Consider the following 23,948-nt stretch of genomic DNA (forward strand, 5'->3'; position numbering starts at 1 on the left):
GGCCCCGTAACCAGAAGACGAATGCCTACACTCGATGAAAGTGGTGGGCCTGGGAAGACTTGAACTTCCGACCTCACGCTTATCAAGCGCGCGCTCTAACCAACTGAGCTACAAGCCCCTAACGCATATCCTCACAAGGACTAGGGTCTTGCTCGCGTACGGCCGGCGGCAAGCGCCAATCGTACAGCGCAGCCCCTGGCGCGTGTTCGTCCGCGAAGAAAGAGAAACGAAGACGGCGAAATCCCGCCAATGGAGCTCAACGATCTGGCGATCTGTTGGCCCCTGATGTTTCTAAAACGATCCGATAGTGAGCGTGAGCTCTCTGAAGGATCATCCTTAGAAAGGAGGTGATCCAGCCGCAGGTTCCCCTACGGCTACCTTGTTACGACTTCACCCCAGTCGCTGACCCTACCGTGGCCGGCTGCCTCCATTGCTGGTTAGCGCACCGTCTTCAGGTAAAGCCAACTCCCATGGTGTGACGGGCGGTGTGTACAAGGCCCGGGAACGTATTCACCGTGGCGTGCTGATCCACGATTACTAGCGATTCCAACTTCATGGGCTCGAGTTGCAGAGCCCAATCCGAACTGAGACGGCTTTTTGAGATTTGCTAGGACTTGCGTCTTCGCTTCCCATTGTCACCGCCATTGTAGCACGTGTGTAGCCCAGCCCGTAAGGGCCATGAGGACTTGACGTCATCCCCACCTTCCTCGCGGCTTATCACCGGCAGTCTCCTTAGAGTGCTCAACTAAATGGTAGCAACTAAGGACGGGGGTTGCGCTCGTTGCGGGACTTAACCCAACATCTCACGACACGAGCTGACGACAGCCATGCAGCACCTGTGTTCCAGGCTCCGAAGAGAAGGTCACGTCTCTGCGACCGGTCCTGGACATGTCAAGGGCTGGTAAGGTTCTGCGCGTTGCGTCGAATTAAACCACATGCTCCACCGCTTGTGCGGGCCCCCGTCAATTCCTTTGAGTTTTAATCTTGCGACCGTACTCCCCAGGCGGAATGCTTAAAGCGTTAGCTGCGCCACTAGTGAGTAAACCCACTAACGGCTGGCATTCATCGTTTACGGCGTGGACTACCAGGGTATCTAATCCTGTTTGCTCCCCACGCTTTCGTGCCTCAGCGTCAGTATCGGGCCAGTGAGCCGCCTTCGCCACTGGTGTTCTTGCGAATATCTACGAATTTCACCTCTACACTCGCAGTTCCACTCACCTCTCCCGAACTCAAGATCTTCAGTATCAAAGGCAGTTCTGGAGTTGAGCTCCAGGATTTCACCCCTGACTTAAAGACCCGCCTACGCACCCTTTACGCCCAGTGATTCCGAGCAACGCTAGCCCCCTTCGTATTACCGCGGCTGCTGGCACGAAGTTAGCCGGGGCTTATTCTTGCGGTACCGTCATTATCTTCCCGCACAAAAGAGCTTTACAACCCTAGGGCCTTCATCACTCACGCGGCATGGCTGGATCAGGGTTGCCCCCATTGTCCAATATTCCCCACTGCTGCCTCCCGTAGGAGTTTGGGCCGTGTCTCAGTCCCAATGTGGCTGATCATCCTCTCAGACCAGCTACTGATCGTCGCCTTGGTGAGCCGTTACCTCACCAACTAGCTAATCAGACGCGGGCCGATCTTTCGGCGATAAATCTTTCCCCGTAAGGGCTTATCCGGTATTAGCACAAGTTTCCCTGTGTTGTTCCGAACCAAAAGGTACGTTCCCACGCGTTACTCACCCGTCTGCCGCTGATGTATTGCTACACCCGCTCGACTTGCATGTGTTAAGCCTGCCGCCAGCGTTCGCTCTGAGCCAGGATCAAACTCTCAAGTTGGACTTGAACTTTGAACCGGCTGATCACAACGTTTGACGAGGTCCCACCAAATCGCATAGCGATTCACATCGCTAGCGAACTGACCTCCTAAGAGGCCATGGTGTTACCTTTGAAACGTGTACCGCCGAAGTCTTTCGTCCGGTCTCGATCAGAAAAGCCGAAGCTTTTCAGAAGCGAGACCCGCAAGGACTCCGCCGTCCACGTTTCTCTTTCTTCATCTTCACTTGTCAAACAGCCCGGGACCGGAGAGGCCCCAACCTTCCTGGGAGGAAGGGTTCCGACACCCTTACCGACGATGAATGAACTCCAACCGACTAGTGTCGGCTGTTGTGCACTCAACAAGGTGAGGAGCATCAGTGGCGCGTTCGCTCGCCTCGGTCAGTGACCCGGCGGCGCCGCGCTCAGTGGTCGTGCTTATAGGCCCCTCCCCTCGGCGCTGTCAACGGGTATTGTCAACAAATCGTCGCACGCCGAAAACCGTTGTGCATTGCGAAAAAAGTTCGGTGATTTCCGAGACTTACGCGACAGGCGCTTTGGCCGCCGACGACGCGTTCGGAGAAAATCGCGAAAAAAAGTTTGGTCCGCCGAAGAAAAAATTGAGGTTCCGAAGAAGCCCCAAAGAGCCCTCGCGGCGGCTGCTCGCGACTTTGCCCGATCGGGAAACTTTTTCAGGATTTGGCGCCGTACTAGAGCCACAATCCCGCGGCGTTCTGGTATGACACAAGCTTGAATCGCTGGACGCCAGTGGGGGCTGCCGGCGATTTTCACTGGTCCGGGGGAGGCGATCTGAAAGATGCGGCTGCCTTTCCAGGACATTCGAGAGACATCGAGAGACTTTCATCCGCTTTGCTGTTCGTGAACTCGGCCGGCCCCTCGGGGGCCTTCTGGCTGACGAGCGTCTTCAAGCGGCACGTCTTGTTCCGAATATCCCCCTTGAAGAGGGCGATGACGGCAAGGCGCGAGAACAGGCTTCACGCATGTCGGTGATTTTGGGGGACTTGGGTTGAACCATAGGGCGCCACGCGGGGGTTATGGGCGTGAGACCGGGATCATTGATCTCGGCCACGAGCCGCCGCTTTCCGTCGATGGTTCCGAAGCCGCCGTCATCGATCGCCGTCGTGTCTCCGTACAGTGGTTCAGCGGCACGATTCTGACCGGACTCTGCGGCGCGGCCTTGATCGGCGGCGCCGTTTTCGCATCGCTCGACGGCGAGATGACCTTTGCCAAGGTGCCGGAGCGCGTCGAAGGCGTGCTGCGCGGTGCATTCGGTGCCAATGATCGCGCCGCCACCGTGCACAAGAGCGACCGCCTGCCGCCGCCCAGTGAATCCACCGCCTCGCGCAACGTGGTGCGCGTCTCGACGGTCGCCCGCGTCGGCAATCGCGACGTGATGCGGGTGCGGCCCTTCGTCCGCATCGCCGGCAACCTCTCGATGACGACGAGCGACCTGTCGGCCAAGATCCCGCCGTTCAACGCCCAGCGCCTTCTGACCGACGTCGGCTCCGACCCGAAGGCCGCGACCGACGATCCCAACAATCCCGAGGCAGTCGAGCCCGACGCCGAAGTCTCCTTCGTCACGAAGGATCTGACGCCGGTGCTGCCGAAGGCGAAGATCGCCGCCGTCGTGGCGCTCGACGATATCCTGATGCGGGTGCGCGATGCCGCCAACTGGCGCGGCAATGGCAGCAGCGTTCGTTATGCCGCGCTCACCAACGCCACCGCCGACGTCTCGGGCGCGACCGGCGCGCAATCCGACATCAAGATGGCCTACGCCACCGAGGCGTCGGCGTCCGACCCCTACGCCGGCTTCGAGACGCGCGTGGTGCCCGAAAACGTCACGCTGCTGCCGAAGACCAAGGAACAGATCACTGGCGGCAACCCCAACGGCGAGCGCGTGCACCTCGTCAAGAAGGGCGACTCGGTTGCCTCCGTGCTGCGCGATCTCGGCGCGACGCCCGAAGAGATCAAGGCGATCGCGGCGACGCTCGGCCCGCGCGGGCGCGACGGCGGCCTGAAGGAAGGCGAGAAGCTTCGCATCCTGATGGCGCCCGCAAGCGCCGGCGCCCGGCTCCAGCCGTTCCGCGTCGTCGTCGCCAACGACACCATGGTCGAGGCGATCGCAGCGCTTTCCGATCTCGGCAAGTACGTCGCGGTTGACGTCTCGAGCATGAACACCGTCGGCGATACGGCCGCGAACAATAGCAGCGACGACGATGACGACGACGATGGTACCGGCGTCAGGCTCTACCAGAGCATCTACGAGACCGCGATGCGCAACAAAGTGCCGATGCCGGTCATCGACGACATGATCAAGATCTACTCCTACGACGTCGACTTCCAGCGCAAGGTGCAGCCGGGCGATTCCTTCGACGTCTTCTACGCCGGCGAGGACGAGGGTGTGACGGCGACCGACAAGAGCGAGGTGCTGTTCGCCTCCCTCACGGTCGGCGGCGAAACCAAGAGATACTACCGCTTCCAGAGCCCCGATGACGGCGTCGTCGACTACTATGACGAGACCGGCAAGAGCGCGAAGAAGTTCCTGGTCCGCAAGCCAGTCAACAGCGCCATCATGCGCTCCGGCTTCGGCGGCCGCCGCCATCCGATCCTAGGCTATGTGAAGATGCACACCGGCGTCGACTGGGCCACCGCCTACGGCACGCCGATCTTCGCCGCCGGCAACGGCGTGATCGAGAAAGCCCAGCTCGAGGGCGGTTACGGCAAATATATCCGCATCAAGCACAACAACGGCTACGAGACTGCCTATGGCCACATGTCCGCCTTCGCCAAGGGCATGGAGCCGGGCAAGAAGGTGCGACAGGGCCAGGTCATCGGCTTCGTCGGATCGACCGGCCAGTCGACCGGACCGCACGTCCACTACGAAATCCTGGTCAACGGCCGCTTCGTCGACCCGATGCGCGTGAAACTGCCGCGCGGCCGCTCGCTGGAGGGCCCGGTGCTCGCCGGCTTCGAGAAGGAGCGCGATCGCGTCGAGGCGATGATGAGCAACCGCTCAAGCGGCATTGCCCGCATCTCGGATGCGACCGGCGGCCCGCTCCAAGTCACCAACCGCTGAATCACCAACCGCTGATCTCCATCCGGTTCACGACAGAACCGACGCTCTCACGATCAAGAACACGATCCCGATTGCCGTCAGGCCGAACGAGACGGCCATCAGCGGCAACAGGACGTCGATCGCGGCGTGCGTGCCGCGAAGCTTTGCGCCCCAGACACTGAAATCGCCAGCTTCCCAGTCATGCAACGTGGGCTGCTGCGGATGCGGCTCATGAAGCATCCGATGCCGTCTCCAGACCCGCGACAATATCCAGGGAATCCCGACCGCGACCACGAACAACAGGGTGACGAAGGCCAGGGAGAGGTCGACATCGCTCTCGCGATCGAACAGCACCCAGGCCATCAGCGCGAACCACGCGACAAGGCCGACGGCCGCACCATAGATCTTTGGATGAAGTTGATCGAAGGTGGGTCGATTGTGGGAGACGAGATTCCTGTTCATGGCGATACCCTATGCTGGCTGGGATTCGCCGGGGCCCAAGGCAAGTTTCGTCTCTACGCCCCAGGCGGGCGCGAGACGTTTGACTTGAGGATAGCGTGATTGCCGGGCGAGTTCCGGCGCAGGATCGCTCCGTCGACCGGCGAATCCATTGGGGCAACCGCCTTCGGTGGTGGCAGTTTCATTAATTGTTCTCCAGCCGCGCAACGGCGCACGCGCTACGCCCTCCCCGGTCGCACGGAACCAACCGGCGATCGAGGGGATTGATTTTTTTGGTGCAGATTTGAGCCAAGAGGAGGACGATTCATGGGGCGCCTCTCACGCGACGACGTCACCAAGGCCGTCAGCGGGGCTGACGACGTCACCATTGCAGAGATCATCGGAACCGGCGCGACCATCGAAGAGCTCGCCGAAGCCCAGGCCTGGCTCGCCAATGACGAGCCCATGATCAACGACCTGCGGCCGCTGGCACATGGCCGCGTACGCGAGCTCGTGGATATTCTCTCCGAGCTCGACGAGGGCGGCGACGAGGACGATACCGCCGATTCAGGTCCCGTCCCCGCGATCAGCTAGATCCGCCCAAACAATTCACCCCGGAAAGGCGGACCTTTCCGCGGCGTTGTTGGCTACGCCAAAGTGCGACGGTCAGTTCAGCTTCCGCTTCGGCACGGGTGTCTCGAACTGGGCGATCTCGGCCGTCTGCGCCGCCTTGCCGTTGAAGGTCAGCACGTTGCCCTCGGCGGAGATCGCAACGGTGTCGCCGTCCTTCACGTCGCCGGCGAGGATCATCTCGGCGAGCGGATCCTGAAGGTAACGCTGGATCACCCGCTTCAGCGGGCGCGCGCCGTAGGCCGGATCCCAGCCCTTGGCAGCGAGCCAGTCGCGACCTGCGCCATCCAGTGTCAGCGCGATCTTGCGATCGGTGAGCAGCTTCTGGAGCCGCGCGAATTGGATCTCGACGATCCGGCCCATCTCGCTCTTCTGCAAGCGGTGGAACAGGATGATCTCGTCGACGCGGTTCAAGAACTCCGGCCTGAAATGCGCTCGCACCGTTCCCATCACGTGCTCGCGCACGGCAGAGGTGTCTTCGCCTTCGGGTTGATTCACCAGGAATTCCGAACCGAGGTTCGAGGTCATGATGATCAGCGTGTTGCGAAAATCGACGGTGCGGCCCTGGCCGTCGGTGAGGCGGCCATCGTCGAGCACCTGCAACAGGACGTTGAAGACATCGGGATGCGCCTTCTCGATCTCGTCGAACAGCACCACCTGGTAAGGCCGGCGCCGCACCGCTTCGGTCAGCGCGCCGCCCTCGTCGTAGCCGACATAGCCCGGAGGCGCGCCGATCAGCCGCGAGACCGAGTGCTTCTCCATGTATTCGGACATGTCGAGGCGCACCATCGCGGTCTCGTCGTTGAACAGATACTCGGCGAGCGCCTTGGTCAGCTCCGTCTTGCCGACGCCGGTGGGCCCTAGGAACATGAACGAGCCGATCGGCCGGTTCGGGTCCTGCAAGCCCGCACGCGAGCGGCGCACCGCGGTTGCGACCGCATGCACGGCTTCGCTCTGGCCCACGACGCGCTTGCCGAGCGCCTCCTCCATCTTGAGGAGCTTTTCCTTCTCGCCCTCCAGCATCTTGTCGACGGGCACCCCGGTCCAGCGCGAGACCACCTGCGCGATGTGGTTGGCGGTGACCGCCTCCTCCATCATCTCACCCGAGCCTTCGCGAGCCTCGATATCGGCGAGCTTCTTCTCCAGCTCCGGGATCCGGCCATAAGCCAGCTCGCCGGCACGCTGGAATTCGCCGCGCCGCTGCGCATTGGCAAGCTCGACGCGCAGGGCATCGAGCTCGGCCTTGAGCTTCTGGGCGTTGGAGAGCTTGTTCTTCTCCGCGCTCCAGCGCGCCGTCAGCGCCGTCGATTTCTCCTCGAGATCGGCGAGCTCCTTTTCCAGCGCCTGGAGGCGCGTCTTGGAGCCGAGGTCGCTTTCCTTCTTCAGGGCCTCCTGCTCGATCTTGAGCCGGATGATCTCGCGATCCAGCGAATCCAGCTCCTCGGGCTTGGAATCGACCTGCATCTTCAGCCGCGCGGCGGCCTCGTCCATGAGGTCGATCGCCTTGTCCGGCAGGAAGCGATCGGTGATGTAGCGGTTGGACAGTGTCGTCGCCGCCACCAGCGCGGAATCGGTGATCCGCACGCCGTGGTGCTGCTCGTACTTGTCCTTGAGCCCGCGCAGGATCGAGATGGTGTCCTCGACCGAGGGCTCGCTGACGAAGATCGGCTGGAAGCGCCTCGCCAGCGCCGCGTCCTTCTCGACGTGCTTCTGGTACTCATCCAGCGTGGTCGCGCCGATGCAGTGCAGCTCGCCGCGGGCAAGCGCGGGCTTGAGCAGGTTCGACGCATCCATCGCGCCGTCGGCCTTGCCGGCGCCGATCAGCGTGTGCATCTCGTCGATGAACAGGATGAAGGTGCCTTCGGTCGCGGTCACCTCCTGGAGCACGGCCTTCAACCGCTCCTCGAACTCGCCGCGGTATTTCGCGCCGGCAATCAGCGCGCCGAGGTCGAGCGAGAGCAGCTTCTTGTCCTTGAGGCTTTCCGGCACGTCGCCATTGACGATGCGCAGCGCCAGGCCCTCGACGATGGCGGTCTTGCCGACGCCGGGCTCACCGATCAGGACGGGATTGTTCTTGGTGCGGCGGGAGAGCACCTGGATGGTGCGGCGGATCTCCTCGTCGCGGCCGATCACCGGATCGAGCTTGCCGTCGCGCGCGGCCTGCGTGAGATCGCGGGCGTATTTCTTCAGCGCGTCATAGGCGTTCTCGGCGGTCGCGCTGTCGGCGGTGCGGCCCTTGCGCAGCGCCTCGATCGCCGCGTTGAGATTTTGCGGCGTGACGCCGCCCTTGCTGAGGATCGTGCCGGCTTCGCTGCCCTTTTCGAGCGCGAGCCCGAGCAGCAGGCGCTCCACCGTGACAAAGCTGTCGCCGGCCTTTTCGCCGGCCTTTTCGGCAGCGTCAAAGGTGCGGGCGAGTTCGGGCGCCAGATAGATCTGCCCGGCACCGCCGCCACTGACCTTCGGCACCTTGTTCAGGGCGTCCTCGGTCGCCTTCAAAATCGCGCGGGAATTGCCGCCGGCTCGGTCGATCAGACCGGCCGCCAAGCCCTCATTGTCGTCAAGGAGGACTTTCAGGAGATGGAGAGTGGAAAACTGCTGGTGCCCCTCGCGCATTGCGAGCGACTGCGCGGACTGGACGAAGCCCCTGGAGCGTTCGGTGTATTTTTCAATGTTCATCTTGTCTTTCCCTCGGCCTGCCCCTGGAGCCCTCTAAGGCACTCCAAATGGCATCTTCATTGGGTTTCCGCTCGCCACATTGACGTTCCTCAAGCAGCAAGCGGTCGTTAGCAGCCGACGCTGGCGCCGGCCTGACGCAGATGTGGGAACCAAGTCGCGGGAACGGAAGAGGCGTCTTCACAAATTCGTGCGCGGCAAACTCTTGCGCTAAATGGCCGGCTTGGCGCCGGCGGGTGAAATCCCTTAACTAGCGCCATGATGATCAGCCCGACTGCAGATATCACCGGCCTCTACCGCTATCCGGTCAAAGGCCTGACGCCCGAGCCACTGCCCCGCGTTGCCTTGCGGGTCGGCCAGAGCCTCCCCGCCGACCGTCGCTATGCCATCGAGAACGGCCCGAGCGGCTTCGATCCGGAGGCGCCGCAGTGGATGCCCAAGACCCAGTTCCTGATGCTGATGCGCAATGAGCGGCTAGCCACCTTGAACAGCCGGTTCGAGGACGCGACTAATCTGCTGACCATCCGCAAGGACGGTCAGGTCGTCGTCAGCGGCGATCTGGAGACGGCCAGCGGGCGCGCGGCCATCGAGAGTTACTTTACCGGCAATTTCCGGAGCGAGCTGCGGGGCCCGCCAAAAGTGCTGTCGGGACGCGACCACAGCTTCTCCGACGTTGCCCGCAAGGTCGTCTCCATCATCAATCTCGGCAGCGTGCGCGCCATCGAGGAGATGCTCGGCGCCGCCGTTCATCCCCTGCGCTTCCGCGCCAATCTCTACGTCCGGGGCTGGCCGGCGTGGCACGAGCTCGGCCTCGTCGGCCAGACGCTCGCGATCGGCGCGGTGCGGCTGAAGATCGTCAAGCGCATCGTCCGCTGCGCGGCCACCAATGTCGATCCGGACACGGCGATGCGCGACCTCGAGATTCCACCCACGATCATGCGCCATCTCGGCCACATGGATTGCGGCGTCTATGGCGAGGTGATCGCAGATGGCGAGATTGGCATCGGCGAAGCGATCGGGATTGAAGAGCCGAAGTTGGTTTAAGCTGCGTAGGGTGGACAAAGCGAAGTGTGCCCACCACTTGTGTCGCCGTTGCGAGAAATGGTGGGCAAGGCGCTAAAGTGCCTTTGCCCACCTTACGGTTCTCGCAGTGACGCGCCTCAGTTCGGCATCACATACGCGTAGATCCGGCCGCGCGAGATCGGCGCCTCGCGGACGCGATTGCCGTTGTTGCCGGAGATCATGATCGGATTGCCTTTGGCGTCGATGCCGGTGATGATGCCGACATGGCCGCCTCGGCGACCGCGCGACATGACCGCAATCGCGCCGACCTGCGGACCGGTGACACGCGTTCCGTAATGCGCGAACGAGCTCGCCATGTCGGAGCCGGAGCCCTTATGGCCGGTGTGCTCGAGCACCATGTTCATGAAGCGCGCGCACCATAGGTTGCCGCGCCCGGTCGGATTGCCGCCGAGATAACGGCGCGCTTCCGAGACGAGGCCCGAGCCGCCACCGAAGCCGCCCGACGTGGCCATGCTGCCGCTGTTCGCGCTCGGGTCATAGCTGGCCTGCGTATTCTCGAAGCCGGTCGCCTGCAACTGCGCGGCGCCGCGCTCGAAGCGCGGGCTGCGCGCGTGGCGATAGTGATGATACCCGCCCGCATGGTGCGCGGCGTGATGCACGTAAGCGTGCCGCTCTGCGCTGTGACGATGAGACCGTGCTGATGCTGGAGAGATAGATGCGGCGAACGCCGCGGAGAAGAGAGCCAGCGCGCTGACGTGACGCAGCCGGCCGAACGCAAACAACTCAAACATTCTTCATCCTTCGTTGACACCCCCAATCCCCATCAGCCGGTGCGGCGGCCGACATCCGCGGGTTGTATGAAAGTCCAGATGTGGCGAGAGCAAGGCACAATGCTGCATAGCAGAAATTCGCTTCAGGGAATTTCTGCGATGATCCTGCATCGATGCTGGTCCGATGCTGCCGCATTGCTGCCCACAGCATTAACTGCGATGCTTAACGCGACGGCTCAGAAAGAGGGAGACGGTTAATGCCCCACGCCACGACCAGAGACGATGTCGGCATCTATTTCGAGGAAACGGGCCACGGCACCCCGATCATCTTCCTGCACGAATTCGCGGCGGACCACACCAATTGGGAGCCGCAGATGCGTTACTTCTCGCGCGGCCATCGCTGCATTTCCTATTCGGCACGCGGCTATACGCCGTCGGACGTGCCCGCGTCAGCCGACCTCTACACTTACAAACACTTCTACACCGACGCGCTCGCCGTGCTCGATCATCTCGGCATCGACAAGGCTCATCTCGTCGGGCTTTCGATGGGCGCCTATTCGTCGCTTCAGATCGGCTTGAGCGCGCCACAGCGCGCGCTGTCGATGACGCTGGCCGGCGTCGGCTCAGGCTCGGAGCTCGACAACCTCGAAGCCTGGCGCAAGCAGTGCCGCGCCAATGCCGAGCAGTTCGAAACGCTGGGCTCCGCGGAAGTCGCGAAAGTCACGCGCGAGGCGCCGAGCCGGATCCCCTTCCTCGTGAAGGACCCGCGCGGCCACGCCGATTTCTATGCCGCACTCGCGCGCCACGATTCCAGGGGCTCGGCCAACACCATGCGCGGCTTCCAGGGCGGACGTCCCTCGATCTACACGATGACGGACGCGATCGGGCGCGTCGCCACGCCCGCGCTGATCATCTGCGGCGACGAGGACGACCCGTGCATCGGGCCGAGCCTGTTCCTGAAGAAGCATCTGCCGGCGGCGGGGCTTGCGATGTTTCCGAAGTCAGGTCACGTGCTCAATCTCGAAGAGCCCGCGCTGTTCAACGAGACGGTGGAGCGGTTCATCACGCTGGTGGAAGCGGGCCGATGGCCGGTGCGCGATCCGCGGTCGGTGCCGGCGAATTGATGCGAAGGCGTCACCTCATACTCCGTCACTGCGAGCGCAGCGAAGCAATCCAGACTCTCGCCGCGGAAAGACTCTGGATTGCTTCGTCGCTTCGCTCCTCGCAATGACGGGAGGCTACTACTTCCCGCCGCCGCGGCTCAGCAGAAACACGCCCTGCTCGCCGAACAGATTCCATACCCACCAGGGCAGCCTGAGCCGCAGCGGACGGCCGTAGAGATCTAGCGCTTCGGCGCGCTCCATCTTCACGCCGATCTCGTCGCAGAGCTGGACGAAATCCTTGATGGTGCAGAAATGGATGTTGGCAGTGTCGTACCATGTCGCCGGCAGATTCTCCGTGCGCGGCATGTGGCCGCCGATCAGGAGTTGCAACCGCATCTTCCAGTAGCCGAAGTTCGGGAACGACACGATGGCGCGGTGGCCGATGCGCAGGAGATTTTCCAGCACCACCTTCGGCTGCCGCGTCGCCTGGAGCGTCTGCGACAGGATGACGTAGTCGAAGGCGTCGTCGGGGTAGTTGAAGAGGTCGGTGTCGGCGTCGCCCTGCACCACCGCGAGCCCCTTGGCGACGCAGCGGTTGACGCCCTCGCGCGACAGCTCGATGCCGCGACCGTCGATGCCGCGATTTTCCAGGAGCTGCAGCAGATCGCCTTCGCCACAGCCCACGTCGAGCACCTTCGAGCCGTGTTTGACCATCTCCGCAACCAGCAAATGGTCGGCGCGAAACTGGCCGGACTGTTCGGTCGCAAGGCCGCCCAACGGCAGCACTTCCTGTACAGACATGGCTAGCCGCCCTTGCCGTTGAGGCCGCGCGCCTTGCCCGCGGATTGCAGGAAGGCGCGTGAGATATCGAAGAATTCGGGGACGTCGAGCAGGAAGGCGTCGTGGCCGCGATCGGTCTCGATCTCGGCGAACGACACCCGCGCGCTCGACGCGTTGAGCGCGTGCACCAGCGCACGCGATTCCGAGGTCGGGAACAGCCAGTCGCTGGTAAAGGACACCACGCAGAAGCGTGTCTTGACGCCGGCAAACGCCTTCGCCAGCACGCCGTCATGGTCGCCGGCGATGTCGAAATAGTCCATGGCCCGCGTCAGATAGAGATAGCTGTTGGCATCGAAACGCTCGACGAAGGACGAGCCCTGGTAGCGCAGATAGCTCTCGACCTGAAAATCGGCATCGAACGAGAACGTCGGCAGCTCGCGGTCTTGCATGCGCCGGCCGAACTTGCGGTGCAGCGCGGCATCGGAGAGGTAGGTGATGTGCGCAGCCATCCGCGCCACCGCCAGCCCGCGATGCGGATGGATGCCGTGATCGGTATAGCGGCCGTTGTGCCAGTCGGGATCGGCCATGACGGCCTGGCGGCCGAGCTCGTGGAAGGCGATGTTCTGCGCGGAGTGCCGTGTCGAGCAGGCGATCGCGAGCGCGGAGAACACGCGCTCAGGATAGGCCGCGGTCCATTGCAGCACCTGCATGCCGCCCATCGAGCCACCGACCACGGCAAACAGCGTGTCGATGCCGAGACGGTCGATCAGCATCGCCTGCGCGCGCACCATGTCGGGGATGGTGATGATGGGAAAATCCAGGCCCCACACCTTGCCCGTCGCCGGATTGAGCGAGGCAGGTCCCGTCGAGCCCATGCAGCCGCCGATCACGTTGGCGCAGATGATGAAGTAGCGTTGAGGATCAAGAGGCCGGCCGGACCCGACCAGGGTCTCCCACCATCCGGGCTTGCCGGTGACGGGGTGGATATTCGCGACATGCTGGTCGCCGGTCAGCGCATGGCAGATCAGCACGGCGTTGGAGCGCTCGGCATCGAGCTCGCCATAAGTCTGGTAGGCGATCTGGAACGGGCTGAGATCGATGCCGCAATCGAGCGGCAACGGATGCTCGGCGCCGAAATACGCAACCTGCGAACTCGGATGATCCGCCTCGTGCGAGCGCTCTTCGGCGATCGCGGGGCTCGGTACTGACGTGACGCCAACCATCTGACCATCGACCTCGTTGGCGACGGCCCTCAAGCCGCCGCTGACATCAGGCCATGAAAAACCCGGCCTGAACGATAGGTTCGGCCGGGATCGGATGCGTCCCCGGCCTGTTTAGCGAGTTTTTTAACGTGGCTGCAAGCCGGCCGGCTCAAATGACCACGGAACAGGCAAAAACTAGTTGCTGGAGCGGTTTTCGTCAAGCCGCTGTACCGATTAACCAAAAGGGAGCCTTGCGAAGTCAGGCGAAATGACCGTCATTTCTCTTTGCTTTCGGCGTCCATCCTGCCTAATCAAGACCCATAGCGCCCGCGGGTCCGCCTCGGCCGATCCGCTTTTGAAGACCTCTCAACAGCCTCTGGCCCAAATGTCCCAACGTCCGCCCGCGCCACCATCGTTGCAGGAATTGCGCAAGGAGATCGATGCGATCGACGAGGAAGTGCATCGCCTGCTGATGCAGCGCGGCGACATCATCGATCGCCTGATCCAGGCGAAGCAGACGCAGGAGGTCGGCTCGGCTTTCCGGCCGGCGCGCGAGGCCAGCATGATGCGCCGCCTCGTCGAGCGACATCGCGGCATCCTGCCGCTCGACACCATCGAGAGCATCTGGCGCGTCATCATCTCGACCTTCACTTACGTGCAGGCGCCATTCTCGGTGCATGCCGACGTTTCGGTCGGCGAGTCCGCGATGCGGGATTCGGCGCGCTTCCATTTCGGCTTCACCACGCCCTATGTGCCGCATTTCAGCGCGCAGGCCGCCGTCGAGGCGCTGGCGAAATCGAAGGGTGATCTGGCCCTGGTCTCGGCGATCTCGAGCCGCACGCCATGGTGGAGCGAGCTCGAGGCCGAGGGCGCGCCGAAAATCATCGCGCGGCTGCCGTTCCTCGAGCGCGCCGACCATCCGGCCGCGCTGCCCGTCTTCGTGATCTCGCGGGTTGCCGACGACGCCATGGTCACGGAGGTCCAGACCTGGAGCGTGCGCGTGTCCGGCTGGAACGCCGACACGGCGAGGGCGCTGGCGCCGCTCGCCGACATCGTCGCGGTGCCCGATACCGCCTTCGACGGCGCTGCGCTGCTGGTGTCGGAGACCGGCATCGGCTTCGAAAAAATTAAAATGGCCCTGATCCGGGCCGGCGCCTCGGTCCGCTCGTCGGCTCTCGTCGGCGGCCATGCAACGCGCTATACGGTGCCCCCGAACGGGTCGACCAAATCTGATGTGAAGGCTTAAGGCCGCCCCGCATCCTTCCGGAGTAGACGATGTCCCGCCCCGTGCCGAATCCCGGCATTCTCGATATTGCGCCCTATACGCCCGGCAAGAGCCCGGTGCCGGAGCCGGGCCGCAAGGTGTTCAAGCTGTCGGCGAACGAGACGCCGTTCGGACCCTCGCCCAAGGCGATCGAGGCCTTCACGCATGTGGCGACGCATCTGGAGGACTATCCGGAAGGCACCTCGCGCGTGCTGCGCGAAGCGATCGGCCGCAGCTATGGCCTCGATCCCGACCGCATCATCTGCGGCGCCGGCTCGGACGAGATCCTCAATCTTCTCGCGCACACCTATCTCAGCCAGGGCGATGAAGCGATCTCCACCACCCACGGCTTCCTCGTCTACCCGATCGCGACCATGGCGAACGGTGCCAGGAACATCGTGGCGGCGGAGGCGAATTTCACCGCCGACGTCGACGCGATCCTGAAGGCGGTGACGCCGCGCACCAAACTCGTCTGGCTCGCCAACCCGAACAACCCGACCGGCACCTATCTGCCATTCGACGAGGTCAAGCGCCTGCGCGCCGGCCTGCCGTCGCACGTGCTGCTGGTGCTGGATGCCGCCTATTGCGACTATGTGTCTCGCAACGACTACGAAATGGGGATCGAGCTGGTCGCGACCACTGAGAACACGGTCGTTACCCACACCTTCTCCAAGATCCACGGGCTCGCCGCGCTGCGCGTCGGGTGGATGTTCGGTCCGGCGCATATCATCGACGCCGTCAATCGCATCCGCGGTCCGTTCAACGTCTCGACGCCGGCGATGTATGCCGCGGTCGCCGCGATCGAGGACACCGCGCATCAGCAGATGTCGAAGCAGTTCACCGAGACCTGGCGCAACTGGCTGACCGAGGAGATCGGCAAGCTCGGGCTGAAGGTGACGCCGAGCGTTGCCAACTTCGTGCTGATTCATTTTCCGGCAGAGAAGGGCAAGACCTCGGACGAAGCCGACGCCTTCCTGACCAAGCGGGGACTGGTGCTGCGCGCGCTGAAGAATTACGGCCTGCCCCATTCACTGCGCATGACCATCGGCACCGAGGAGGCCAACCGCCTCGTGGTCGAGGGCCTGCGCGACTTCATGGGCGGCGGCAAATGAGCGTCGCCCCGCACTTCCAGCGCGTCGCACTGATCGGCTTCGGCCTGATCGGCGGCTCGATCGCGCGTGCCGCGAAGCTTCAGGGCCTGGCGTCCGAGATCGTCACAACGGCGCGATCGGAGAAGACGCGGGCCCGCGTCGCAGAGCTCGGCATCGTCGACCGCGTGGTCGCGACCAATGTCGAGGCCGTCAGGGATGCCGACCTCGTCATCCTCTGCATTCCCGTCGGCGCCTGCGGCCCCGTGGCGCAGGAGATATCAGCACATCTGAAGCCGGGCGCGATCATCTCCGACGTTGGCTCGGTGAAGGGCACGATCGTCAGGGACATGGCGCCGCATCTGCCGCAGGGCATTCACTTTGTCCCCGCGCATCCGGTGGCGGGCACCGAGCATTCGGGCCCGGATTCCGGCTTCGCCGAGCTGTTCATCAACCGCTGGTGCATCCTCACACCGCCGGAGGGCGTCGACGCAGCCGCCGTCGATCGCTTGCGCGCGTTCTGGGCCGCGCTCGGCGCCAAGGTCGAGATCATGACGCCGGATCATCACGATCTCGTGCTCGCGATCACCAGCCATCTGCCGCATCTGATCGCCTACACCATCGTCGGCACCGCCGATGAGCTGCAACAGGTGACGGAGTCCGAGGTGATCAAGTTCTCCGCCGGCGGCTTTCGCGACTTCACACGCATCGCGGCGTCCGATCCGACGATGTGGCGCGACGTGTTCCTCGCCAACAAGGAGGCCGTGCTGGAGATGCTGGGCACCTTCAACGAGGATCTCGCCAAGCTCACGCGTGCGATCCGCCGCGGCGACGGCGAGGCCCTGTTCGACCACTTCACCCGTACCCGCGCCATCCGCCGCGGCATCGTCGAGATCGGCCAGGACTCGGCGGCGCCGGACTTCGGCCGCCCGCATCCGCCGCTGACGAAGCAGTAGCTGCAACGGCGGCGGTGCCAGCCCCTCATCCTGAGGAGCGCGGAACGCGCGTCTCGAAGGATGAAGGCCCGACTGGGGGCGTCGCCCTTCGAGACGCCGCGCAAGCGCGGCTCCTCAGGGTGAGGTTAAGCATTGTCGTTCGCAGACCGCCTAATACAGCGGCGGGAGCTGCGCGACCTTCAGCGTACCGAGCATCACCGCGCCATCGGCGAAGCGAAGCGGGAAGCTGCGCGCCTTCTTGCCCTCGAGCGTGCTTTCGGTGCCGAGCGCATTGATGCCGGCGGCGACGCCGACATTGGCGTTCTGCTTCACGACCTTGCCGAGACCGGGAATGGCGCGGTCGAGCGCGCCGAAGAGGTTGTTGAGATCCTGCGACTTCACGCCCGGCGCGACGCGGTCCAGCGTTGCCTGCGGCACGCCCTCTTCCAGCATCTTGTCGATGCCAAGCGCGGGAATCACGCGCTCGAGGCCGGTCACCGTCATCTGCAATTCGCCGTCGAGGCGGCCGTTCGGCGAGATACCGAGCGTGCCGGCAGCGACCGCGATCATCTCGCCCTGCTGAATGCGCGACTGCACGATCTCGATATGGCCGCCGGCGGCCTGGAGCTCGCGGAAACGCTGCGGCCACGGCTTTGGCGTCAGATCCTTTAGCCCCGTGATCTTCGAGCGCACGTCTGCTTCGAACGGCTCGGCCAGCAGCGGATGCACGCCCTGGATGCTGCCTTGCGCGATCTGCAGCACGGTTTCGACGATGGGATTGTCGCGCGAGGATCCCTCGGCGAGGCGTCCGTGCAACTCGACCTGCTTGGCCTTTGCAACTGGCACCTGCACCGAGCCATCGACGCGATTGATGGCGGGATCGTCAAACACGATCGAGGCGCGATCCGGCACGGCCGGCAACCCAACCACGCTGCTGCGACCCTTGCTCCAGTTCACCACGAAGGACGTCTGCGTGACGCCGTCGGTCAACGTCGCCGGTGTGGTGAATTCGGCGATCACGAGCTTGGGATCATAGACCTGGGCGACCACCAGGATGTTGTCGAGCTTGGCCGTAAACGGCGTCTTGCCCGCGGTCTGCGAGACCAGCGACGCGCTGGCACCGGAACACTGCACCTCGAAGCGGAACGGGAAACCGGCGATCGAGCGCCTGGCGCAATCATAGATCCGGCCTGACTTGGCCTCCTGGGCGCGCCAGGCGTCGGCAGCCACTTCGGCCTGAGAAGCGGCATAGAACCAGAAGCCGCTCCAGGCGACGGCGAGAATCAAGAGCAGGACGGGCGCGATGAAAAGGCCCCAGCGGGGGCGCCGCCTGGTGGCAACGGTCATATCGGACATGCGGCGACCCTTTGACGCCAGATGATGGCAAATGTAAGCGAGGTCGGCTTGCTGCAGAGGGTGGAGAATTCGCTTCGCCTGGGCGGCGGGCCCTGGTAGCGGTGCCAAACATGTCCGAAATCACCCTCCCCTCCGTCACGACGGCCACCGGCGACCTCTGGGTGTTCGGCTATGGCTCGCTGATGTGGCGGCCGGGCTTCGCATTCGAGGAGCGCGTGCCGGCGCGGCTGGTCGGCGAGCATCGCGCACTCTGCGTCTATTCCTTCGTCCATCGCGGCACGCCCGAGAAGCCGGGCCTCGTGCTCGGGCTCGACCGCGGCGGCGCCTGCCGCGGCATCGCCTTCCGTGTCGCTGCGAAGAGCCGTGCCGATGTGGTCGCTTACCTGCGCGAGCGCGAACAGGTGACCTCGGTCTATCGCGAGGTGATGCGCTCGGTGTGGCTCGAGAACGATGCACGGCAGCGTGTCAGCGCCCTCGCCTACGTCGTCGACCGCGGCCATGTGCAGTATGCGGGACGCCTGTCGCTTGCCGAGCAGCACCGCCACGTGCTGCAAGGCCACGGCCAGTCCGGTGCCAATCGCGACTACGTCACCGCGACGGTGAAGGCAATCGAGGCCGAAGGTTTTCGCGACACGCAACTGCACCAGCTCGCGGCTCTCCTGCACAACGATGCGCACTCCCTGCATGATCCGGCTCCAACCGCCGAGCGCTAGCCGCTTGAGGCCACGTAGCTCGGCGCGCTGCCGATGAGCTGCTCCTGCTCTTTCCGTCCAGCTTCGACGATGCGCCCCGTGGCTTCCTCGATCGCGCCCCTCACGCGCGCGATGTACTCGTCCTTCGGCAGCCCAGGCGGCAGCGGATCCAGGAATTCCACCACCAACGTGCCGGGATAGCGCATGAAGGTGCGACGCGGCCAGAACAGGCCCGAATTGAGCGCGATCGGCAGGCACGGCACGTCGCAGGCCGAATAAATCTGGGCGAAGCCGGTCTTGTAATCCGGCGGCGCGCCCGGCGCGCGGCGAGTGCCTTCCGGGAAGATCACGAGCTGGCGGCCTGAGCGCACCGCATCGCGCGCCCGCCGCGTCATGTCCAGGAGCGCCTTGACGCCGGCATTGCGGTCGATCGCGATCATCCCGGTCTTGACCAGGAACTGTCCGAACACCGGGATCTGCATGAGCTGGCGCTTGAGGATGAAGATCGGGCGATCGAAGAATCCCGGCAGGACGAAGGTCTCCCAGAACGATTGATGCTTCGCCACGATCACCAGCGGCCCGGTCGGAATCTTCTCCACGCCTCTGAATTCCACCTTGATGTTGCAGATCACCCGCATCAGGAACAGTGTCGAGTTCGCCCAGCATTCGGCAACCGTCAGCATCGCGCGGGGCGACATCAGAAAGGTCGGCAGCGCGATGATCGCCCAGAACACCAGGACGGCGTAGAACAGCACGTTGAAAACGAGCGAACGCAGGAAGAGCAAGAACATCAACGATCCTAAACGCGATGAGATTAAGTGCAGTCGATCGCCTGGGTTCACCTCTCCCCAGCGGGGAGAGGTCGGATTGCATAGCAATCCGGGTGAGGGGCCGCAGCCTTTCGAGAGACCACACCCCCTCACCCGGATCGCATCTGGTGATCCGATCCGACCTCTCCCCATAAGAGAGGTAACTCTCGGCCTGCATCGATTCAACCAAAACTCATCGTGCTTTAGTTAGTTGGCCTGTGCGGTGGCAGGCCGTTTCGGCTGCACGCCAGGAGGCTGCTCCGACACTTCGGGCGCAACGTCAATCCCGAAATCCTCGAGCCGCACACGCAGCTCGGCGGCAACATATTTGACATATTCCGACAGCAGCAGCCGCAACGTCGAGGATGAGGTCCACCACGGCTCCTCGCGCCATTTGTCGCCGACCACCGCAAACGGGATCAGCGCGATCTCCGGCATCGCGTGGGAGAATTCCACCAGCGCGCGCGGCATGTGATAGTTCGAGGTCACCACGATCAGCGACTTGAAGCCGCGCTCATGCGCCCAGCGCCGCGCCTCAGCCGCATTGCCGCGGGTCGAGACCGCGGAGCGGTCGAGATCGACGCAGCAGCGCATGTAGGACTGGTTCTCCGGCAGTGTCCGCGAGATATCGCTGACCGTGGAGGTCGGGTGCACGCCGGAGATCAAGAGCCTTTGGCCATAGCCCGCAGCTAACAGCTCCATCGCATCCGACACGCGCGACGATCCGCCGGTCAGGACCACGATGCCGTCCGCCTTGCGGTCCGGCGCCAGCTCGGCGCCGCGCAGCTGCGACAGGAACGCGACGAAACCCGCCGCCGCGCCGACGAAGGCGAACGCGAGCATCGACACGAGGGCCGCGCGGAGCCAGCCGCGCGGCAACTTCGGCGATCGATCGTCGGTCGGCGAGGTCATACGATGTAGTGGTCCCTTCCCCTGGCAATTTTAGAAGGTTTTTGGATGAAGTGGAGTCCGGTTTGACGCACGACGCCTTAATCGACGTCGTTCAGCGTCGCGAACAGCGTCTGGCGCGACGCCACCGCCGTGATCGCGCCGATCAGGACCGCCTGCACCGCGAGCACGACGTAACCCGACGGCCGCAGCGAGAAAGTGCCGAGCAGGGCGGCGAACTGGTCGCCGACCGGCGTGCCGGAGAACCAGCCGGCGATCGACTCGGAGAAGCCGAACACCAGCATGGCGATGCCACCGCCGATCACGCCGCCTTCGAGACCGAGGCGAAGGAAATGTCGCAGGAAGCGGTTGGCGATGTAGCGGTCGCCGGCGCCGACGAAATGCAGGACCTCGACAATCGGCCGGTTGGCGGCCATCGCGCCGCGGGTTGCGAACGACACCGAGATGATGGTCGCGACGATGACGAGTGCGAGGATGCCGAGGCCTGCGAGCACGGTGGCGTTGGTCATCGAGCGCATCCGCTCGATCCAGGCGCGGTGGTCGTCGACGCTCGCGGTTGGCGCGACCTGCGCCACGCGGCTGCGCAAGACGGCAAGATCGAGCGCCGTGCCCGGCTGCACGCGAGCGATGATCATGCGCGGCACCGGAAGATCGTCCATCGACAGGCCGGTGCCGAGCCAAGGCTCGAGCAGCTTTCCGGATTCCTCCTTGCTGAACGGCTTGACTTCGACGATGCCGGCTTGCGCCCGCATTGCTTCCGTCACAGCAGTGGCGTCGCGCTCGATATCGCGACCGGCCTGGGGCCGGACCTGGATGGTGATTTCGCTCGCAACATTTGACTGCCATTCGGCCGCCGACGCGCTGACCAGCAGCACCATCCCTGTCGTCATCGAGGCGAGGAAGGTCATGATCGCGACGACCGCGACCAGCGCGCGGCCATGGATCGAGGCGCGCGGCACGATCGGCGACATGTTGCGCGCTTTCGCCGGGACCTGCGGACGCTCCTGTCCGAGATCGACGAAGACGCCGCGCTCGTCGGTCCTATTCATAGACGTGCAACCGTCCCTGGTGCAGCACGAGCCGGCGCGCCTCGTACTGGTCCATCAACCCGATATCGTGGGTCGCGATGATGACGGCGGTGCCGGACTTGTTCAATTCGATGAAGAGCCGCAGCAGCCTGCGACCAAGCGTCGGATCGACGCTACCGGTCGGCTCGTCAGCGAGCAGAAGCTGCGGCCGCGAGATCACCGCGCGCGCGATCGCCGCGCGCTGCTTCTCGCCGCCCGACAGAATCGGCGGCAGCGCATCCATGCGCTCGCCCAAGCCCACCCAGCGCAGGAGATCGATGACCTCCTTGCGGTAGCTGGATTCGCTGCGGCCCATTACGCGGAACGGAAGCGCGACGTTCTCGTAGGTCGTCATGTGGTCGAGCAGGCGAAAGTCCTGGAGCACGATGCCGATGCGCTTGCGTAAATCGGCGATCTCGTCCTTGCCGAGTAGCGAGATGTCGTGGCCGAACAGATTGACGAGGCCGCGCGTCGGCCGCAGCGACAGGAACAACAGGCGCAGCAGCGAGGTCTTGCCGGCGCCCGAGGGGCCGGTGAGGAACTGGAAGGAGTGCGCCGGGATCTGGAAGCTCAGGTCGCGCAGAATCTCCGGCCCCAGACCGTAACGCAATCCGACATTTTCGAACCGAACCAAGCTCAGCTCCGGTCGAGGTGGGGGCGCGGCGCACGCCGCAAAGCTCTGCCGCACGCGATGAAAGCCTTGTGCGGCCGTTATGGTTTCCGATTCGTTAACGGTCGCCTTGTAGCATCGAAAGAGCCCGGTTCCGCTATGGCTGGGTCATCGCCGAGGCTGGTCCATGCACATCGTATGCCCCCATTGTACGACATCCTACGCCATCAAGCTCGCAAGCCTTGGGGCGAATGGGCGCACCGTGCGCTGCTCCCGCTGCAAGGAGACCTGGGTGGCGCGGCCCGAGGACGCCGTCGAGGAAGTGCAGGAGAAAGCTAACGCATCGGCCATGGCCGCGGCGAGCCAGGCCGAGGACCCGTCCGATATCGCGGAGCAGTGGAACACCTACGCCCGGGAGGACGCCGCCGCGCCGGTGGTCGACAGCCCCTCGATCGCCAGCGACTGGCCCACCGAGGAAGCCAACGACGACGACTGGTCGGAAGCCGAGGCGGCCGACGACGAATTGGCCGGAGAGCCGCACCAGTCCTGGTTCCGCGGGCTGTTCCGCCGCCGGGCCGGGGTCGCCCGTCCGGTGAGCCGGCCGCCGCGAAAGTCCCATTTCGGTCTGCCGACCGCCTGTGTTGCCATGGGCGCGCTGGCCGTTGCTCTCATGGTCTGGCGCGCCGACATGGTCCGGCTGCTGCCGCAGACCGCGGCGTTCTACAAGATGATCGGCATCGAGGTGAACCTGCGCGGCCTCGCCTTCAGGGACGTCAAGGTCACTTCAGAGACCGTGGACGGCAAGCAGGTGCTGGTGATCGAAGGCGTGATCGTCGGCGAGACCAGAAAGGCGGTCGATATCCCCCGCCTGCGCTTCGCCGTGCGTGACGCGCAAGGCGCCGAGATCTACGCCTGGAACGCGGTGCTGGAGCAGACCGTGCTTCATCCCGGCGAGCGCGCCTTCTTCAAGTCGCGCCTCGCCTCGCCGCCACCTGAAGGCCGCAATATCGATATTCGTTTCTTCAACCGGCGCGACATTGCCGGCGGCAGCGCGTGACCGAGGCTGCCAGCTTCCATAAAGGTTTGGCCCGATGCCAAAGGTGCTGATCGCCGATGATGAGGAGTCCATGCGCACGCTGGTGGCGCGGGCCATCGCGATGGACGGCCATCAGACTGTCACCGCGCAGGACGGCGCCGAAGCGCTGGAAATCTTGACGCGCGAGGACGGCGCGTTCGACCTCCTGCTCACCGATATCCAGATGCCCGTGATGGACGGCATCGCGCTCGCACTCTCGGCCGCGCGCGACTTTCCGGACCTGACGATCTTGCTGATGACCGGCTTTGCCGACCAGCGCGAGCGCGCATCGAACCTGAACGCGCTGGTGCATGACGTGGTGACGAAGCCGTTTTCCGTGGCGGACATCCGCAACGCAGTCGCCGGCGCGCTCGCGGCGAAGAAGGGGTAGGCGATACGCCAACCTCGCACTCCTCTGTCATGCCCCGCGAAAAAGCGGGGCATCCAGTATTCCAGAGACGCCCGACGTTCCATGAACCGCTGCGGCGTACTGGATCGCCCGGTCGAGCCGGGCGATGACGGCTGCGGGTTTAGTAAACACGTCCCACCAACTCGTCATTGCGAGTGCAGCGAAGATTCCATGGGGAGTGGATAGCGACCGGGTCTGAGGCCAGACTGAGGTTGCTGAATCCATTCAACCTGG

The 23,948-nt window shown here is 64.0% G+C and carries 20 protein-coding genes, 2 tRNA genes, 1 rRNA gene and 1 riboswitch (1 of these 24 cut by a window edge); of the genes, 10 read left to right on the forward strand and 13 right to left on the reverse strand.

The annotated features are described in order from the left end of the window. The 3 genes from SO180_RS28650 to SO180_RS28660 form a co-directional block, all read right to left on the reverse strand. Positions 1 to 6, reverse strand: a tRNA-Ala gene (locus SO180_RS28650) (it extends 70 nt beyond the left edge of the window). Between the two features lie 35 nt (positions 7 to 41). Next, positions 42 to 118 (reverse strand) — tRNA-Ile (locus SO180_RS28655). Between the two features lie 222 nt (positions 119 to 340). Further along, positions 341 to 1,829: ribosomal RNA gene (locus SO180_RS28660) — 16S ribosomal RNA — on the reverse strand. A gap of 1,003 nt (positions 1,830 to 2,832) precedes the next feature. On the opposite strand from SO180_RS28660, the gene SO180_RS28665 reads away from it, so the two are divergent. Further along, positions 2,833 to 4,902 (forward strand): M23 family metallopeptidase, encoded by a 2,070-nt coding sequence (locus SO180_RS28665; protein WP_449382183.1) that lies wholly within the window; start codon positions 2,833 to 2,835, stop codon positions 4,900 to 4,902. Positions 4,903 to 4,929: 27 nt separating this feature from the next. On the opposite strand, the gene SO180_RS28670 is transcribed toward SO180_RS28665, so the two are convergent. Further along, on the reverse strand, positions 4,930 to 5,343 hold the full coding sequence (locus SO180_RS28670; protein ID WP_449382184.1) for a hypothetical protein: 414 nt from the start codon (positions 5,341 to 5,343) through the stop codon (positions 4,930 to 4,932). 303 nt (positions 5,344 to 5,646) lie between these two features. On the opposite strand from SO180_RS28670, the gene SO180_RS28675 reads away from it, so the two are divergent. Next, complete coding sequence (locus tag SO180_RS28675) at positions 5,647 to 5,913, forward strand: hypothetical protein (RefSeq protein WP_449382185.1); 267 nt, start codon at positions 5,647 to 5,649, stop codon at positions 5,911 to 5,913. 72 nt (positions 5,914 to 5,985) lie between these two features. Here the strand turns inward: SO180_RS28675 and clpB are convergent, their stop codons facing one another. Next, positions 5,986 to 8,625: an ATP-dependent chaperone ClpB gene (gene clpB, locus SO180_RS28680; protein ID WP_449382186.1), complete on the reverse strand. Its 2,640-nt coding sequence runs from the start codon at positions 8,623 to 8,625 to the stop codon at positions 5,986 to 5,988. A gap of 255 nt (positions 8,626 to 8,880) precedes the next feature. On the opposite strand from clpB, the gene SO180_RS28685 reads away from it, so the two are divergent. Next, a complete protein-coding gene (locus SO180_RS28685; protein WP_449382187.1) occupies positions 8,881 to 9,666 on the forward strand; it encodes an MOSC domain-containing protein in 786 nt (261 codons plus the stop codon). Positions 9,667 to 9,782: 116 nt separating this feature from the next. Here the strand turns inward: SO180_RS28685 and SO180_RS28690 are convergent, their stop codons facing one another. Further along, on the reverse strand, positions 9,783 to 10,436 hold the full coding sequence (locus SO180_RS28690; protein WP_449382188.1) for a TIGR02594 family protein: 654 nt from the start codon (positions 10,434 to 10,436) through the stop codon (positions 9,783 to 9,785). Positions 10,437 to 10,672: 236 nt separating this feature from the next. Between SO180_RS28690 and SO180_RS28695 the strand changes: the two genes are divergently transcribed. Next, positions 10,673 to 11,539, forward strand: coding sequence for an alpha/beta fold hydrolase (locus SO180_RS28695; protein WP_449382189.1), 867 nt, complete (start codon positions 10,673 to 10,675; stop codon positions 11,537 to 11,539). Between the two features lie 117 nt (positions 11,540 to 11,656). Here SO180_RS28695 and metW read toward each other — a convergent pair whose 3' ends face one another. Together metW and metX are read right to left on the reverse strand one after the other, a co-directional pair. Continuing rightward, positions 11,657 to 12,319: a methionine biosynthesis protein MetW gene (metW, locus tag SO180_RS28700; protein ID WP_449382190.1), complete on the reverse strand. Its 663-nt coding sequence runs from the start codon at positions 12,317 to 12,319 to the stop codon at positions 11,657 to 11,659. A gap of 2 nt (positions 12,320 to 12,321) precedes the next feature. Next, a complete protein-coding gene (gene metX / locus SO180_RS28705; RefSeq protein ID WP_449382191.1) occupies positions 12,322 to 13,521 on the reverse strand; it encodes a homoserine O-acetyltransferase MetX in 1,200 nt (399 codons plus the stop codon). 90 nt (positions 13,522 to 13,611) lie between these two features. Next, positions 13,612 to 13,691: riboswitch (SAM riboswitch) on the reverse strand. 194 nt (positions 13,692 to 13,885) lie between these two features. Between metX and SO180_RS28710 the strand changes: the two genes are divergently transcribed. From SO180_RS28710 to SO180_RS28720, 3 genes are read left to right on the forward strand one after another with little or no spacing between them, the layout of a single operon-like run. After that, positions 13,886 to 14,746, forward strand: a complete 861-nt coding sequence (locus tag SO180_RS28710) for a chorismate mutase (RefSeq protein WP_449382192.1) — start codon at positions 13,886 to 13,888, stop codon at positions 14,744 to 14,746. Positions 14,747 to 14,775: 29 nt separating this feature from the next. Further along, positions 14,776 to 15,876 carry a histidinol-phosphate transaminase gene (gene hisC / locus SO180_RS28715; RefSeq protein ID WP_449382193.1) on the forward strand — a complete coding sequence of 367 codons (1,101 nt, stop codon included), beginning with the start codon at positions 14,776 to 14,778 and terminating at the stop codon, positions 15,874 to 15,876. Then, complete coding sequence (locus SO180_RS28720; RefSeq protein WP_449382194.1) at positions 15,873 to 16,808, forward strand: prephenate/arogenate dehydrogenase family protein; 936 nt, start codon at positions 15,873 to 15,875, stop codon at positions 16,806 to 16,808. The genes hisC and SO180_RS28720 overlap by 4 nt, the downstream gene beginning before the upstream one ends. A 150-nt stretch (positions 16,809 to 16,958) precedes the next feature. Here SO180_RS28720 and SO180_RS28725 read toward each other — a convergent pair whose 3' ends face one another. After that, positions 16,959 to 18,143 carry a DUF2125 domain-containing protein gene (locus SO180_RS28725; protein ID WP_449382195.1) on the reverse strand — a complete coding sequence of 395 codons (1,185 nt, stop codon included), beginning with the start codon at positions 18,141 to 18,143 and terminating at the stop codon, positions 16,959 to 16,961. A 110-nt stretch (positions 18,144 to 18,253) separates the two neighbouring features. Here SO180_RS28725 and SO180_RS28730 point away from each other — a divergent pair, with 110 nt between their 5' ends. Continuing rightward, positions 18,254 to 18,856 (forward strand): gamma-glutamylcyclotransferase, encoded by a 603-nt coding sequence (locus tag SO180_RS28730; RefSeq protein ID WP_449382196.1) that lies wholly within the window; start codon positions 18,254 to 18,256, stop codon positions 18,854 to 18,856. Here SO180_RS28730 and SO180_RS28735 read toward each other — a convergent pair. The 4 genes from SO180_RS28735 to ftsE all read right to left on the reverse strand — a co-directional run bounded on the left by SO180_RS28735 (position 18,853) and on the right by ftsE (position 22,254). Then, complete coding sequence (locus SO180_RS28735; RefSeq protein ID WP_449382197.1) at positions 18,853 to 19,626, reverse strand: lysophospholipid acyltransferase family protein; 774 nt, start codon at positions 19,624 to 19,626, stop codon at positions 18,853 to 18,855. The genes SO180_RS28730 and SO180_RS28735 overlap by 4 nt on opposite strands. Positions 19,627 to 19,851: 225 nt before the next feature. Then, positions 19,852 to 20,556: a YdcF family protein gene (locus SO180_RS28740; protein ID WP_449382198.1), complete on the reverse strand. Its 705-nt coding sequence runs from the start codon at positions 20,554 to 20,556 to the stop codon at positions 19,852 to 19,854. A 77-nt stretch (positions 20,557 to 20,633) separates the two neighbouring features. Beyond that, the gene (locus SO180_RS28745) at positions 20,634 to 21,602 is read right to left on the reverse strand and encodes a cell division protein FtsX (protein ID WP_449382199.1); all 969 of its coding nucleotides are present in this window, start codon (positions 21,600 to 21,602) and stop codon (positions 20,634 to 20,636) included. After that, the gene (gene ftsE, locus SO180_RS28750) at positions 21,595 to 22,254 is read right to left on the reverse strand and encodes a cell division ATP-binding protein FtsE (RefSeq protein WP_027522156.1); all 660 of its coding nucleotides are present in this window, start codon (positions 22,252 to 22,254) and stop codon (positions 21,595 to 21,597) included. The genes SO180_RS28745 and ftsE overlap by 8 nt, the downstream gene beginning before the upstream one ends. Before the next feature lie 163 nt (positions 22,255 to 22,417). Here ftsE and SO180_RS28755 point away from each other — a divergent pair, with 163 nt between their 5' ends. Together SO180_RS28755 and SO180_RS28760 are read left to right on the forward strand one after the other, a co-directional pair. Beyond that, positions 22,418 to 23,287: an MJ0042-type zinc finger domain-containing protein gene (locus SO180_RS28755; RefSeq protein ID WP_449382200.1), complete on the forward strand. Its 870-nt coding sequence runs from the start codon at positions 22,418 to 22,420 to the stop codon at positions 23,285 to 23,287. A gap of 34 nt (positions 23,288 to 23,321) precedes the next feature. After that, the gene (locus SO180_RS28760) at positions 23,322 to 23,696 is read left to right on the forward strand and encodes a response regulator (RefSeq protein ID WP_449382201.1); all 375 of its coding nucleotides are present in this window, start codon (positions 23,322 to 23,324) and stop codon (positions 23,694 to 23,696) included. Positions 23,697 to 23,948: the final 252 nt, after the last annotated feature.

The organism is Bradyrhizobium sp. UFLA05-112 (genome assembly GCF_053572325.1).